Raw genomic sequence first — 14803 nt, 5'->3', positions numbered from 1 at the left:
ATCCTCGGCCGGCCAGCCCTCCATCACCCGCGTCATGCCCTCGACGTTGGCCGTCCGCGCGGCGTGCAGGCGCTCGTTCCCGAACTCGGTGAGCCGGAACTTGCGTGCGATGCCGCCGTCCGGGTCGGCGATGCGTTCGACGAGCCGGTTGCGCAGTAGCGACCCGGTCTGGCGGTTCAGCGTCGAGGCATCCAGGCGCAAGGCGTCGCCGAGCTCCCGGATGGTCTGCGGCCCGACCGACGCGAGTCGGCTGAGCAACAGATAGGCACTGCGTTCGATCAGGCCGTTCCCGCTGCGGTAGCGCGGGTTGAGGGTGTACCTGGTAAGCAGCATGGCCTCGAATTCGACCAGGTCCACGGGCGCATCCATATCATCCTCACTTCCGCCTCCGTCCGGTGCCGGCGATGTGCCGCGAGACGGACGCCACACTATGTGCACGTAGCAAGTATTGTGCACTAGACATACGATATGCATACTACATATAGATGATATTGGGTGATTGGGGAATGACGTGGTCGAATCGAAACCGGCCGCCCGCTCGGGCGGCGTTCTAGCGGTACTGGCGTTCGCCGGTATCGTCGCGTCGCTGACGCAGACACTGGTGATCCCGCTGCTGGGGCAGCTTCCGCAGATATTGCACACCTCCTCGGCGAACGCCACATGGGTGGTGACGGCCAGCCTGCTCGTGGGCGCGGTGGTCACTCCGGTGTCCGGGCGGCTGGGTGACATGTACGGCAAGCGCACGGTGCTGATCGGCTCGGCCGTGCCGCTGATCGTAGGGTCGGCGGTGTGCGCACTGTCCTCGTCACTGTGGCCGATGATCATCGGGCGCGGGCTGCAGGGCATGGCCGTGGGTATCATCCCGGTCGGCATCGCCGCACTGCGGGATCTGCTACCTCCCGAGCGCCTGGGTTCGGGCATCGCGCTGATCAGCTCGTCGCTGGGAATCGGTGGCGCACTGGGGCTTCCGCTGGCGGCGGCAGTGGTGCAGTACAGCAACTGGCGGGTGCTGTTCTGGGGTGTCGCGGTCGCCGGCGGTGTGGTGGGCGCGCTGCTCGTCGCGGTCCTGCCCGATACGCCGTCGTCCAGGGCCACCGGGCGTTTCGATGTGCCGGGCGCGGTGGGGCTGGGGGCCGGGCTGGTGTGCCTGTTGCTCGCGGTATCCAAGGGTGGTGACTGGGGCTGGGGCAGCGGCGGCATCATCGGCCTGTTCGTGGCCACGCTCGTGGTGTTGCTGCTGTGGGGCTGGTGGGAACTGCGCACCAAGGCGCCACTGGTGGACCTGCGAACCACCGCTCGCCCGCAGGTGCTGATGACGAATGTCGCGTCGATCGCGGTGGGCATCGCGATGTACTCCTCGTCGCTGATCCTTCCGCAGCTGATGGAGCTGCCCAAGATCACCGGCTACGGACTGGGCCAGTCGATGATCGCGATGGGCCTGTACATGGCCCCCGGTGGCCTGATGATGATGCTGGTCTCGCCGATCAGCGCCAAGCTCTCGGCGTTGCGCGGGCCCAAGGTCACCCTCGCGATCGGCGCGGTGATCATGGCCGTCGGTTACGGCCTGTCGATGGTGCTGATGGGGCATGCGTGGACGCTGATGCTGGTGACCATCATCGTCAGTACCGGCACCGGATTCGCCTATGGCGCGATGCCCGCGCTGATCATGGGCGGCGTTCCGCAGACGGAGACGGCGGCGGCCAACAGCTTCAACACCCTGATGCGCTCGATCGGCACGTCGACAGCCTCGGCCGTCATCGGTGTCGTGCTGGCGCAGATGAGCGTTTCCTTTGCCGGACACAGCATTCCGACACACAACGGGTTCCGGACCGGCCTGCTGATCGGCTGCGGCGTCTCAGTTGTCGCCGCGCTCATCTCGATCGCCATCCCGACGCGCCGGGTGGTCGCTTCCGTCGTGGGCCGTGCCGCCGAACCGGCCCCGGTCGTCGTCGAACAGCAGGCGGCGCAGCGGGCGTTCGCGGCGGTGTCCTCGACCCGGCACGCGGCGGTACCCGCGCCGGCCATCGCCGGTCCCGTGGTATTCGGCCGCGTGCTCGACGCGGGCGGCGCGGTCGTCCCCGGCGCGACACTGACCCTGATCTCCACCTCGGGCCAGCAGTTGGGCCGGTCCGTCGCCGGGGCCGACGGGACCTACGAGCTGACCGCACCGGCCGACGGTTCATACGTGCTGATCGGCTCGGCGGAGGGCCGGCGCCCCGATGCCTCGACGGTCACCCTCGGATCACAGCCGGTGTCCTGCGATGTGACCCTGACCGGAATGGGCGCACTGGCCGGGACCGTCATGCGCACCCCCGGCGACGACCCGGTACCGGACGCGCGGGTGGCGGCCCTGGACCCGCGCGGCGAGGTCGTCGGCTCGACGGAGACCGATATCCTCGGCCGCTTCAGCCTGGTGGATCTGCCCGAAGGCGAGTTCACGATCGCGGTGAGCGCCACCGGCTTTCACCCCACCGCCGTTCCGACCCCGGTGAGCGGAACCGGCATCACCGAGATCACGATCCTGCTGCGCCCCGGCGCCCGCCTCAGCGGCGTGGTCCGGACCCACAGGGACGACGGCCCGCTGGACGACGCCCAGGTAACCCTGATGGATCCGGCCGGACACGTGGTGGACGCCATGACGACCGGCCCCGACGGCGCCTACACCTTCACCAACCTGTCCGACGGCGACTACACCGTGGTCGTCAGCGGCTACGCACCGGTCGTCATGCAGGTGAACGTCCACGGCACCACTGTGGACGGCGTCGACGCACACCTGGGCCACGACGCACCGGCCACCCCGCCGATCCCCCTGGACGCGCAACCCTCGAACCGAGGATAACCAGCACCGACCACAGCCCATCCAAACCTCGGCGCCCGAAAGTACTTCGGGCGCCGAGGTTTTTCTCTCTCCGGCTACGTGAAACACCACTGCAGAAATGCCCCCGAAATGCCAAAAGCCCCCGATCACACAATCTGCTCGGGAGCTTTTTTACCTATGTGGGCCTAGGAGGACTTGAACCTCCGACCTCTTCGTTATCAGCGTTGCTTCGGTGTGCTGCCCGAGGTCGCATAGTGTCGTTGAGCTGCGCATTCATGATGATCCGTGCTAGCCAGTGAGCGACCGTACCAAGGCTGTCGCTGCTTTTCTGCTGCCTCCTCGGAGGTCATCAGACGCGGCGTCATGTCCATGTTGATCCAGCGCTCGGTGCTGAGCTGATATCGTGCGCAGAGTATCCGCCCTGCACACGCGGGGATCGACCGAAGGCATATCGTGGCCGCGGGTCCACTGATGATCCGCCCTGCACACGCGGGGATCAATCTCGCTCCTGACTGCTCTTCCCCCATCATCCTCATACTTGCCGCCCTCAGCGAAGGTCGGGCGAGTCAAGGATGCCGTAGGCACCGCGCAGCGGACACCGGCAGGTGGTCCTTGACTCGTTCGGCCGGAGCGAGACAATCAGGCAATGAGGAGGGTGGGGTCTGCGTAACCAGATCATGTTGGTGGATGACGAACCGCCGTTCTAGAACGGCTTTCACCGGAGTCACGGTCACCGGCACGCGAGAAGGTGCTGAAGAAGAAGGCCTGCGCCTTCTGCAAGGAAAGCAAGGCTGCCGCCAAGGATGGCAAGAAGTTCGCGGCCATCGACTACAAGGACACGACGCTGCTGCGTAAGTACGCGAGCGACCGCGGCAAGATCCGCGCGCGCCGCGTCACCGGCAACTGCGTGCCACCTGCGCGATATCGCCATTGCGGTGAAGAACTCACACGAAGTGGCGCGAGCTACGAGGCGATCGCGCAGATGCGTTCAACGGGTCGCAGTTCGACTACAAGTACGCAGCCAAAAAGTTCGTCAAGGGCAGGACGAACTTTGTGGATGTCCCCGAATCTCGCGGACCTGGGGTTATCCCAGGGAGTCTCCTTGTTATCCCCAGATTCATACACAGCTTGTCCAGGGAAGACGACGAATTCTTCTCGTGCGCAGCCCCTTTGGCGATGGCTGATCCTGCGAATTGCGAACAGTTGCGTACACCTGACCACGGTTTGCTGTCGGGTGTGCCGCATAGAGTGCGATGTGCCGGAACCCGTTCGGGTCCTGGAGATAGGGCGACCCCGCCTGGGAAGAGACGGGGCCGCCGAACACCTGTCCGCTCCTGCGAAGAAAGGAGGACTAGGCACCCATGACGATAGTGCCGAAGTCCGACACCCCTGAGCCGTCCCCGCCCGAACCCAAGGGTCCGGTGGTTCATCCGTTGCTGGCTTTGTCCCTGGCCGTGAGCCTGGCGACCACGGCTGGGCTGCTAATGGGGTGGCCCTCTGCCTTGACCGTGTTTCTGGCGGTGCTCAGCGTTCTGGGCGGCCCGCGGTTTACTGCTCGGCAATAAGGGGGTGCCTCGCTACCGGGTCCGGGGAAAGGATGCCGTTCCCGGTAGCGGGCTGTCCCGCGGGGCTTGAGTCGGCGTCGTTGGCGACTCGCTACCCAGCGTCGTTGCTGGGTGCCCCGGATAAGGGGGCCGAAGCCCCCCGGGCTGGGTCAGGCCATCCGGTCCAGCAGGGCCTGGAACTCATCGGAGTCGAAGTCGTGCGCGTCGGTGCACTGCTGGCAGAAGTGGCCGTGGTCGGCACTTCTGCTGATGACCTGACGCGCACGACTTCGACTCCGATGAGTTCCTGGGTCGGAACCACAGCCGGTTGACCGGGCCGGGTGCCGACCGATTCGGGATCGACTGCGGGAGGTCAGCCGGGTACGGCTCTCCTCGTGCCCAGCACTGGCCTTCGTTATCGAAAGTGGTCAGACAGGATCAGTCCGCGTTCTGTGTCGTCGCCCGCGCGGTGCCGACGTGCCGACGCGCCGCGTGCGACGTTCCATCAGCGCGCGTTGCGCGTCGCTGCGCGGAGCCGCGCGGGCGACGGCGCGGAGCGCGCCTTGATGAACGAGGACGGCGACGTGCTCTCCGAGGTGTTCAGCAAGTACGAGCAGGCCGTGCAGCACGTGTCCCGCTCCGAGTACGGCGGTCTGCGGTTCCATGATCTGCGGCACTCCTTCGGCACCTGGCTTGCCGACGACGGTATTCCGCCGCATCGGCTCGCGAAGATCATGGGGCACGAGAACATCACCACGACGATGCAGTTGTACGTCCGGCGCACCGATGATCACGAGGCGATCCGCAAATCGCTCGGCGAACAGCCGGACACCCCGGAAGACTGATGCTGCTTTTTTGCTGCCTCCGCCCCTGAAACCGCCCGGGTACAGCCCGCGAAACGAGAAAAGCTCCCGACCGGGTTTCCCTGGTCAGGAGCATTTTTCATGCGATGTGGGCCTAGGAGGACTTGAACCTCCGACCTCTTCGTTATCAGCGAAGCGCTCTAACCGCCTGAGCTATAGGCCCGTGTCGACTCTCGGACTTGCGTCCTGAGCCGAGAGCAAAGATTACCCGACTAGGTCGGGATCGGCCAAAACGGCTGGTAGAAGCGGTGGAGATGGACAACGGCCGGGCCCATCCTGTCAGGGGTGGGTCCGGCCGTTGGGCGGAAGGGAAATCTAGTCCGGGTCGGCGAGGGTTACTTGGATGCCGCCGACCAGGTCTGTGCACTGGTTGTAGATGAAGACGCCTACCGTAGACAGGGCCGTGAGCAGGACCACGTTGATCAGGCCGATCACCGCGGCGTAGCCGAAGACCGTTCCGGCGTCGATCAGTGCGGACGAGCCGGAGTTGTTGTCGGACACCATGTCGGTGAACGTGCTGTTCAGCCTGTCCCAGACGCCCATGCCGGACAGCACGATGTACAGGAACCCGACCGCCAGCATCCACACGAAGAACATGGCGATGCTGATCACCAGCGAGATCTTCAGCGTGGACCACGGGTCGATATGGCGCAGCTGCACGGTCGCCCGCAGCGGGTCACCGGTGGCCGCCGCCTGCACCACCGCGGCTGGGACGGTGGGTGAGACGGCCGGTTGCGGACCGGTGGACATGACGGGCGGGGGCAGCGGGTGGCGCAGGTCCGACAGGTCGGGCATGTCCTTGACCAGCTCCGGACGGGCGATGCTGCGGGTGGGTCCGTCGATGCCGACGGACTTCACCATCGCGGCTTCCTTGCGCGCGGCCTTGGCCGCCAAGTCCGTGGTGGTCCGGGCGTTGGACGAGCTGCCGAGACCGGACATCCCGGACGGACGCCCCGCCACCGGCGCCTGTCCGGGACGGTTCAGGTTCGACTGCGGTTCACGCTGCGGCAGCTGTGACCACCCCTCCTCGAATCGAGAATTTCCCTCGGCCGCCGCGGAATCGGTCGATCCGACTTTTTCCGCGTAATCGGCCGACTGACTGCCTTTTTCGGACGAGTCACCCTCGTCGGACGCCGGCCGCGGAATCGGGCGCGGCGGAATCGGAGAGGGTGCTATCCGCTCGGTCACACCATTGGCGTGGGGCCGCTCATCGTTCGGCTGGTTCGGTGTGGTCAATGTGGGGATTCCTTAGATCCGTTGTGCCGCCGCTGCTGCTGCTCGAGTAGAAACTACTGCTTCTCGGAATCACTGGTGTCGTCTTCGTCGGGAAGGTCGTCACGCTCGTCGGCGTTACGCGCGATCGCAAGCAACGTATCGCCCTGGCCGAGATTCATCAATCGCACGCCCTTGGTCTGACGGCCCGCCTTGCGAACCTGTTTAGCCGCCGTGCGGATGACACCACCTCCGGAGGTGATGGCGTAGAGCTCATCCTCGTCATCGACGATGAGGGCGCCTACCAGACTGCCACGACGCTGGTCGTATTGGATAGTCAATACACCTTTACCACCGCGTCCCTGCGCGGTGTACTCCTCGATCGCGGTGCGCTTCGAATAGCCGCCCGACGTGGCCACCAGCAGATACGTATCGTCACGGACGACGTTGAGCGACAGGAGTTCATCGTCTGTATTGAACCTCATACCCTGGACGCCGGACGTGGCGCGTCCCATAGGACGCAACACCTCGTCATTGGCCGGGAAACGGATCGACTGCCCGTGCGCGGAGACCAGCAGCAGATCGTCGTCGGCCGAACACAATGCGACACCGACCAATTCGTCACTGTCGCGCAGATTCACCGCGACGATGCCACCGGTGCGGTTGGAGTCGAAATCGGTCAGCTTGGATTTCTTCACGAGACCGTTGCGGGTGGCCAGCACCAGATACGGCGCGTCCTCGTAGGTCTTGATCTGCATGACCTCGGCGATCTTCTCGTCCGGCTGGAAGGCCAGCAGATTCGCCACATGCTGACCGCGCGCGGTACGGGCCGCCTCGGGCAGCTCGTACGCCTTGGTCCGGTAGACCCGGCCGAGGTTGGTGAAGAACAGCAGCCAGTCGTGCGTCGAGGTGATGAAGAAGTGCTTGACCAGGTCGTCCTGCTTGAGCCCGGCGCCCTGCACACCCTTGCCGCCACGCTTCTGGCTGCGGTACAGATCGGTCTTGGTGCGCTTGGCGTAGCCGGTCTCGGTGATCGTGACGACCACGTCCTCGCGGGCGATCAGATCCTCGTCGGCGACATCGCCGTCGGCGGAGATGATCCTGGTACGGCGGTCGTCGCCGTACTTATCGACGATTTCCTTCAGCTCGTCGCGCACGATCGCGCGCTGGCGCTCCGGCTTGGCCAGAATGTCCTTCAGATCGGCGATCTCGAGCTCGATCTTGGCCAATTCGTCGACGATCTTCTGGCGCTCCAGGGCCGACAGGCGGCGCAGCTGCATATCGAGGATCGCGGTGGCCTGGATCTCGTCGATATCGAGCAGTTCCATCAGGCCGGTGCGCGCGGTGTCGGTATTGGCCGAACGCCGGATCAGCGCGATGACCTCGTCGAGCGCATCCAGCGCCTTGACCAGGCCGCGCAGGATATGGGCGCGTTCCTCGGCCTTGCGCAGCAGGTAGCGGGTGCGCCGGATGATGACTTCCAACTGGTGCTGGACGTAGAACCGGATCATCTGGTCCAGCCGCAACGTGCGCGGCACGCCGTCGACGATGGACAGCATGTTCGCGCCGAAACTGGTCTGCAGCTGAGTGTGCTTGTAGAGGTTGTTCAGCACCACCTTCGCGACGGCGTCACGCTTGACCGTCACCACGATCCGCATACCCGCGCGGTCGGAGGACTCGTCGTGGATATCGGAGATACCCGCGATCTTGCCGTCCTTCACCTGCTCGGCGATCGAGTTGATGAAGTTGTCGGTGTTGACCTGGTACGGCAGCTCGGTGATGACGATCGTGGTACGGCCGCGACTATCCTCCTCGATCTCGACCACACCGCGCATGCGGATCGACCCGCGACCGGTGGTGTACGCGTCGTGGATGCCGTTCGTGCCGACGATCAAGCCGTGGGTCGGGAAGTCCGGGCCCTTGACCCGCTCCATGCACGCGGCGAGGGTGGCCTCCTCGTCGGCCTCGTGGTTCTCCAGCGCCCAGTAGATCGCCTCGGCGAGCTCGTTCAGATTGTGCGGCGGAATGTTGGTCGCCATGCCGACCGCGATGCCGTTGCTGCCATTCATCAACAAGGCGGGCACCCGGCTGGGCAGAACCGTCGGCTCCTGGGAGCGACCGTCGTAGTTCGGCGTGAAATCGACCGTCTCATGGTCGATCTCGCGCAGCATCTCCATCGCGAGCGGGGTGAGCCGGCATTCGGTGTATCGCATCGCGGCCGCGCCGTCGTTGCCGCGCGAACCGAAGTTGCCCTGGCCGTCGACGAGGGGATAGCGCAGCGACCAGGGCTGGGCCATGCGGACCAGCGTGTCGTAGATCGAGGTGTCGCCGTGCGGGTGGTAATTACCCATCGTCTCGGCGACCGGGCGCGCGGACTTCACATAGCCGCGGTCGGGACGGTAGTTGTTGTCGTACATCGCGTAGAGCACGCGGCGGTGCACCGGCTTGAGGCCGTCGCGCACCTCGGGCAGCGCGCGCCCCACGATCACGCTCATCGCGTAATCGATGTAGCTGCTCTGCATCTCGTTCTGGATGTCGACCGGTTCGATCCGGTCACCACCACCGCTGGGCGGCAGCGTTGTTTCAGTCATCGAGTCTCCTTATGAGGCCTGGTGTGCAGTAATGGAATTCACACCGGACTACACGTCGAGGAAGCGAACGTCCTTGGCATTGCGGGTGATGAAGCTGCGACGCGCCTCGACGTCCTCACCCATCAGGATGGAGAACAGCTCGTCGGCGGCGGCGGCGTCATCCAGGGTGACCAGGCGAAGCACGCGCACCGACGGGTCCATCGTGGTCTCCCACAGCTCCTTGGCGTTCATCTCGCCCAGACCTTTGTAGCGCTGGACGCCGTCCTCTTTGTTGATCTTCTTGCCCGCGGCCAGACCGGCCTCGAGCAGGCCGTCGCGCTCCCGGTCGGAGTAGGCGAACTCGGGCTCCGAGCGCTGCCACTTGAGCTTGTACAGCGGCGGCTGGGCCAGGTAGACGTGACCGTGCTCGACCAGCGGGCGCATGAAACGGAACAGCAGCGTCAGCAGCAGCGTCGAGATGTGCTGGCCGTCCACGTCGGCGTCGGCCATCAGCACGATCTTGTGATAGCGCAGCTTGGCGATGTCGAACTCGTCGTGGATGCCGGTGCCGAAGGCAGTGATGATCGACTGCACCTCGTTGTTCTTCAGCACGCGGTCGATGCGGGCCTTCTCGACGTTGATGATCTTTCCGCGCAGCGGCAGGATCGCCTGGAACATCGAGTCGCGGCCGGATTTGGCCGAGCCGCCGGCGGAGTCGCCCTCGACGATGTAGATCTCGGACTTGGTCGGATCCTTGGAGCGGCAGTCGGCCAGCTTGCCGGGGAGACCGCCCAGATCGGTCGCGCTCTTGCGGCGCACCAACTCACGCGCCTTGCGCGCCGCGACGCGGGCCTGCGCCGAGGAGACCGCCTTCTGCACGATGGTCCTCGCGTCGGCCGGATTGGCCTCGAACCAGTGCGAGATGTGCTCGTTGCAGGTGCGCTGGACGAACGACTTGACCTCGGTGTTGCCGAGCTTGGTCTTGGTCTGGCCCTCGAACTGCGGATCGGCGATCTTCACGCTCACGATGGCGGCCAGGCCCTCGCGGATGTCGTCGCCGGTGAGGTTGCCGTCCTTGTCCTTGAGGAGCTTCTTGTCCTTCGCGTACTTGTTCACCACGGTGGTCAGGGCCGCGCGGAAGCCCTCCTCGTGCGTACCACCCTCGTGGGTGTTGATCGTGTTGGCGAAGGTGTGGACCGACTCGGAGTAGCCGGAGTTCCACTGCATGGCGATCTCGACCTCGTGGCCGGTGCCCTTGCCGGTGAAGGCGACGATCGAGTTGTGGATCGGCTGCTTGGTGCGGTTGATGTGCCGCACGAAGTCCTCGAGGCCGCCCGGGTAGTGATAGGTGCGGGTCTTCACCTTCGGCGCCGCGACCGGGGCGTTCTCCTCGGAGTGCTTGGGCGCTTCGGCGGTCTCGCTGACCACCTCGTCGGTGACCTCGCTGTCGCTGATGCGCTGATCGGTCAGCGTGATGGTGAGTCCCTTGTTCAGGAACGCCATCTCCTGCAGACGTCGGGCCACCGTCTCGAAGCTGAAGACGGTGGACTCGAAGATCTCCGAATCCGGCCAGAACCGGATGGTCGTGCCGGTGCGCTTGGTCGGGTCCCCCTGAATCAGCTTGCCGGGCTTGGAGTCCTTGTACTCCTGCGCCCAGTGATACCCATCGGTGTCGATCTCCGCCTCGAGGCGGGAGGACAGCGCGTTCACCACCGAGATGCCGACGCCGTGCAGACCGCCGGAGACGGCATAGGACTCGCCGTCGAACTTGCCGCCGGCGTGCAGTTGGGTCATGACCACCTCGATGGTGGGCACGCCCTGTGCGTGCATCGCGACCGGGATACCGCGGCCGTCGTCGACGACCTCGACCCCGCCGTCGGCGAGCATGGTGACATCGACGCGCGTGGCGTACCCGGCCATCGCCTCGTCGACGGAGTTGTCGACGACTTCCCAGATCAGGTGATGCAAACCACGCTCACCGGTGGAGCCGATGTACATGCCGGGGCGCTTGCGCACCGCCTCGAGCCCCTCGAGCACGGTGATGGAGTCGGCACCGTAGGTCTGCTTGCCTGACTTGGGGTTGGTCGAGCCGCTTACATTGGAGTCGTTGGCAGCCACTGCTCGGTAGCTCTCCTTACTTGCTGATCCCTCGGCGCGTACGCGGAAAAGCGCAGCACGGCACAGGCCAGGACCCCAGATGGTGTCTGCTCGAGGTGGACGAACTGCTCGAGAATTACGGGTCCAGCGGGCAGTGAGCACGGAACGCGCCGGGGGTATCGCCGCTAGTTACTCCACCATCCTACTGGTACACCCGGCACAGAACGCACCTATGACACCCCTGACGGCGTCGTGAGTGCGTTAAACCGAACAATCACGGGTCGGCTTGTAGGTTCGAGGGTCCGATCGTCCTGCGCGGCCAGTCGGGTACCTGTGCGAATGTGCGCCGAAAAGTTTGCCCGAGGGTTGAGGTGCACCCCGGAAACGCCTCCATCGACCCCGAGCAGATCTTGCGGACGGTTGCCCCGGCGATATCGACCGTTCCACGTGAAACTGCGACCCCCCGAAATCCTCGACAACCATTATCCCGCCAGCCATCCCAGCTCGAGACGCTATCGACCGGATCAGCCGTATGTGTCGCGCGGGCCGAGTCCCTTCACGTGCCGCGCGCCCTTGCGCCAGCTCGGGGCGACCGGACCGCTGATCTTCAGCTGTTTGACCACACCCTGCCCCACGGCCGCATTGATCTTCGCCAGCAGTTGCGACTGCAGCATGCGCAGCTGGGTCGCCCAGGCGGTCGATTCGGCCTGGACGCTCAGTACGCCGTCGGTCAGCGAGACCGGGGTCGCGTGGGCGGCGATATCCTCGCCGACCACACCAGGCCACCGGCCGAATATCGTGCCTTCGGCAACCTTGCCCGACCAGCCGCGGCTCTTGGCGAGCGCACCGGTGATCGCGGAGAAGCTCTGGGGATCACGCTCGTCGGGTCCGGGACCCGACCATCCGCGTCGGCGCAGCGCCCGCACACCGCCCTTGCGCGGTGAGGCCCGCCCCTGCCCCACCGCCTTACCGCTGGCCTTGGCCGCGGCGCGGGCCTCCTCGAGTGCCCGGCGGGCGAGATCGATCCCGCGCAATTCGGGATCCGGACCGGCCGGCGGCGCGGCCGGCTTCTCATGTTCGGAATCGTCCGCCGTCACGGCCGCCCCTCCTCGTCTGTGCCTGCCAACGACACGGCCGCCTCGGAGTCCGGATCCGCGATCCGCGAGATACGGCGGTCGACCTCGCCGCTGGTCTCCACCCGCAGCGGCCGGGCCTGGAGTTCCGGCGGCACATCCTCGGGGACCGCGGCGGTGATGAGGACCTGTTCGGCGGTCGCGGCCACGGCGGCCAGGGCGGCGCGGCGGCGGCGATCCAATTCGGCGAAGACGTCGTCGAGCATGAGCACGGGGTCGGTGCCCATGCCGCGCAGCAGTTCGAACGCCGACAGGCGTAGCGCCAACGCGAACGACCACGATTCGCCATGGCTGGCAAAGCCTTTGGCCGGGGCCGAGCCCAGCATCAGGTCCAGATCGTCGCGGTGCGGGCCGACCAGGCAGACCCCGCGCTCGAGCTCCTTGACGCGCGCGGCCGCCAGCTCACGCAGCAGGATCTGCTCCAGCGCCGGTACGTCGTCGGACTGCGGCTCACGGTCCGCATCCAGCAATTCCGGCGGCAGGTATCCGCTGCGGTAGCGGATCGAGGCGGTGCGCGACTCCGGGGCGATCGAGCGGTATGCCTGTTCCAGATGGGGATACAGGTCGTGGACCAAGCGCAGGCGCTGTGCCAGCAGTTCGGCGCCGTGCACCGCCAGATGTCCGTCCCAGACGTCCAGGGTGCTCAACTCCCGGGACGCCTCGGCTGGACCCGACCGCGAGCGTGCCTGCCTACCAGCGGTTTTCAGCAGCGCCGAGCGCTGACGCAATACCCGGTCGTAGTCGGAGCGCACCGCGGCCAGCCGGGGGAGCCGAGCTGTGCACAACTCGTCCAGGAAGCGTCGCCGCTCGGACGGGTCGCCGCGCACCAGCGCCAGATCCTCCGGCGCGAACAACACCGTCTGCAGGATGCCGAGGATCTCTCGCGTGCGCCGCACCGGCGAGCGGTTGATCTGCGCGCGATTGGCCGAACCCTGGTTCAACTCCATATCGATGCGCAGTTCGCGACCGGAGTTGACCACGGTCGCCCCGATCCGGGACCGCTGCGTATCCAGGCGGATCAGCGGCGCGTCCGAGGACACGCGATGTGAACCGAGTGTGGACAGATAGCCGACCGCCTCGATGAGATTGGTCTTGCCATTGCCGTTGGAACCCAGGAAAACCGTTCGGCCCGGGGATAATTCCAGGTCGACCTGGTCCCACGAGCGAAAATCACGCAGCGTCACTGTGCGCACGTACACAATTCCGCCTCCCCGCGCCTTTGCGCACCACTGAGTGCCGTCGACCGTCATGCATGCGGGCTGCGGTTGAGAGTCAAACCGATTCCGGGCGTACCCGGCAGCTTGCATCTGTCACGAAAGCGGTGGTCCCGCACCGTTATTCATAGGGTTACCAACATCATCCAAAGGTCTCCGGTGTTGTGCCACGGTCTGGACTCAGCCTGGCAGGCGGACCGGCATCAGCAGGTAGATGTAGTCGGTGGACAGGGCGGCGAACGCACCTGACTCGAGTATCTCCGGCTCGTCCGGTGCGGTCGGGGTCAGCACCGCGGGGCGGCTCGGGGTGGTGAAGCCGAAGGTCACCCTGTCGACGTGCAGGGCCGCCAGGCCGTCGTTGAGGTAGCCGGGGTTGAACGCGATGGTCAGCGCATCACCACGGAAGTCGGCCTCCAGCCATTCCTCGGCGCGGCCCGCGTCGTCGCCGCCGGCCGAGAGCAGCAGGCCCTGCTCGGAGAATTCCAACCGGACCTGCGCACCCCGCTCGGCCACCAGCGCAACACGTTTGATGGCCTCGATCAGCGCCGCGACCTCGAGGGTGGCGATGGAGGTGTGCTCCTTGGGGAGCAACTGCCGGAACTTGGGGAACTCCGCGTCGAGCAGGCGGGTGGTGGTGCGGCGGCCGCCGTTGACGATGCCGAGCAGGCCGTCGGTGCCGGTGCCGAAGGCGAGCTGCACCGGCGCATCGGAGGCGCCGAGGGTCTTGGCGGACTCGGACAGCGTGCGTGCGGGGACCAGTACCGCGGTGTCCACATCGGGACGACCGGGCTGCCACTCCAGATGCCGTACGGCCAAACGGAATCGGTCGGTGGCCGCGAGAACGACCTTCGAGCCATCGATCTCGACCCGGATGCCGGTGAGCATGGGCAGGGTGTCGTCGCGACCCGCGGCGACGGCGACCTGGCCGACGGCCGAGGCGAACACGTCGACGCCGAGTTCACCTGTCTGCGGGGGCAGCTCGGGAAGCTGGGGATAATCCTCGACCGGCATGGTCGGCAGCGAGAATTTCGCACTGCCACAGGCGATCAGGACGCGAGTGCCATCCACCGAGACATCCACCGGCTTGTTGGACAGCGCCTTGGTGATGTCGGCCAGCAGGCGACCGGAGACCAGAACCTGGCCCGGACCCGCGACCTCGGCGGCCACCCGCATCTGGGCGGAGACCTCGTAGTCGAAGCCGGACACCGTCAGACCGTCCTCGTCCGCTACGAGCAGGACGCCGCCGAGTACCGGCACCGGCGGACGTGAGGGCAGACTCCGGGCCACCCAGGCGACGGATTCCGCGAAATCCTCACGAGCGACCCGAAACTTCATGCCTGCAAGCTCCATCG

The 14803-nt window shown here is 65.9% G+C and carries 8 protein-coding genes, 1 tRNA gene and 3 pseudogenes; 4 read left to right on the top strand and 8 right to left on the bottom strand.

Translation table 11 applies throughout. The annotated features are described in order from the left end of the window. Positions 1–126: 126 nt before the first annotated feature. Positions 127–333: pseudogene (locus JZ791_RS47130) on the bottom strand (MarR family transcriptional regulator); the annotation flags it as partial. 178 nt (positions 334–511) lie between these two features. Here JZ791_RS47130 and JZ791_RS44620 point away from each other — a divergent pair. The 4 genes and pseudogenes from JZ791_RS44620 to JZ791_RS00285 all read left to right on the top strand — a co-directional run. Next, positions 512–1936 (top strand): annotated as a pseudogene (locus tag JZ791_RS44620) (MFS transporter); the annotation flags it as partial. Then, the gene (locus tag JZ791_RS46340; RefSeq protein ID WP_438804473.1) at positions 1916–2839 is read left to right on the top strand and encodes an MSCRAMM family protein; all 924 of its coding nucleotides are present in this window, start codon (positions 1916–1918) and stop codon (positions 2837–2839) included. The pseudogene JZ791_RS44620 and the gene JZ791_RS46340, both read left to right, overlap by 21 nt. A gap of 727 nt (positions 2840–3566) precedes the next feature. After that, a pseudogene (rpsR, locus tag JZ791_RS00290) lies at positions 3567–3777 on the top strand (30S ribosomal protein S18); the annotation flags it as partial. 1151 nt (positions 3778–4928) lie between these two features. Continuing rightward, positions 4929–5207, top strand: coding sequence for a tyrosine-type recombinase/integrase (locus JZ791_RS00285; protein WP_216892026.1), 279 nt, complete (start codon positions 4929–4931; stop codon positions 5205–5207). Positions 5208–5314: 107 nt separating this feature from the next. Here the strand turns inward: JZ791_RS00285 and JZ791_RS00280 are convergent. The 7 genes from JZ791_RS00280 to dnaN form a co-directional block, all read right to left on the bottom strand. Next, positions 5315–5388 (bottom strand) — tRNA-Ile (locus JZ791_RS00280). A gap of 152 nt (positions 5389–5540) precedes the next feature. Further along, a complete protein-coding gene (locus tag JZ791_RS00275) occupies positions 5541–6461 on the bottom strand; it encodes a DUF3566 domain-containing protein (RefSeq protein ID WP_216892025.1) in 921 nt (306 codons plus the stop codon). Positions 6462–6514: 53 nt separating this feature from the next. Beyond that, positions 6515–9028 carry a DNA gyrase subunit A gene (gyrA, locus tag JZ791_RS00270; protein ID WP_216892024.1) on the bottom strand — a complete coding sequence of 838 codons (2514 nt, stop codon included), beginning with the start codon at positions 9026–9028 and terminating at the stop codon, positions 6515–6517. A gap of 48 nt (positions 9029–9076) precedes the next feature. Beyond that, on the bottom strand, positions 9077–11125 hold the full coding sequence (gene gyrB / locus JZ791_RS00265) for a DNA topoisomerase (ATP-hydrolyzing) subunit B (protein ID WP_216892023.1): 2049 nt from the start codon (positions 11123–11125) through the stop codon (positions 9077–9079). Positions 11126–11628: 503 nt separating this feature from the next. After that, positions 11629–12201: a DUF721 family protein gene (locus JZ791_RS00260; RefSeq protein WP_216892022.1), complete on the bottom strand. Its 573-nt coding sequence runs from the start codon at positions 12199–12201 to the stop codon at positions 11629–11631. After that, on the bottom strand, positions 12198–13436 hold the full coding sequence (recF, locus tag JZ791_RS00255) for a DNA replication/repair protein RecF (RefSeq protein WP_216892021.1): 1239 nt from the start codon (positions 13434–13436) through the stop codon (positions 12198–12200). Before recF ends, JZ791_RS00260 begins: the two co-directional genes overlap by 4 nt. Before the next feature lie 195 nt (positions 13437–13631). Next, a complete protein-coding gene (gene dnaN, locus JZ791_RS00250; protein ID WP_216892020.1) occupies positions 13632–14801 on the bottom strand; it encodes a DNA polymerase III subunit beta in 1170 nt (389 codons plus the stop codon). Between the last annotated feature and the right edge of the window lie 2 nt (positions 14802–14803).

Source organism: Nocardia alni, from assembly GCF_019038435.1.
Classification (GTDB): Bacteria; Actinomycetota; Actinomycetes; order Mycobacteriales; family Mycobacteriaceae; genus Nocardia; species Nocardia alni.
Note: the sequence above shows the minus strand (reverse complement) of the source record. Positions and strands in the feature narration are given on the sequence as shown.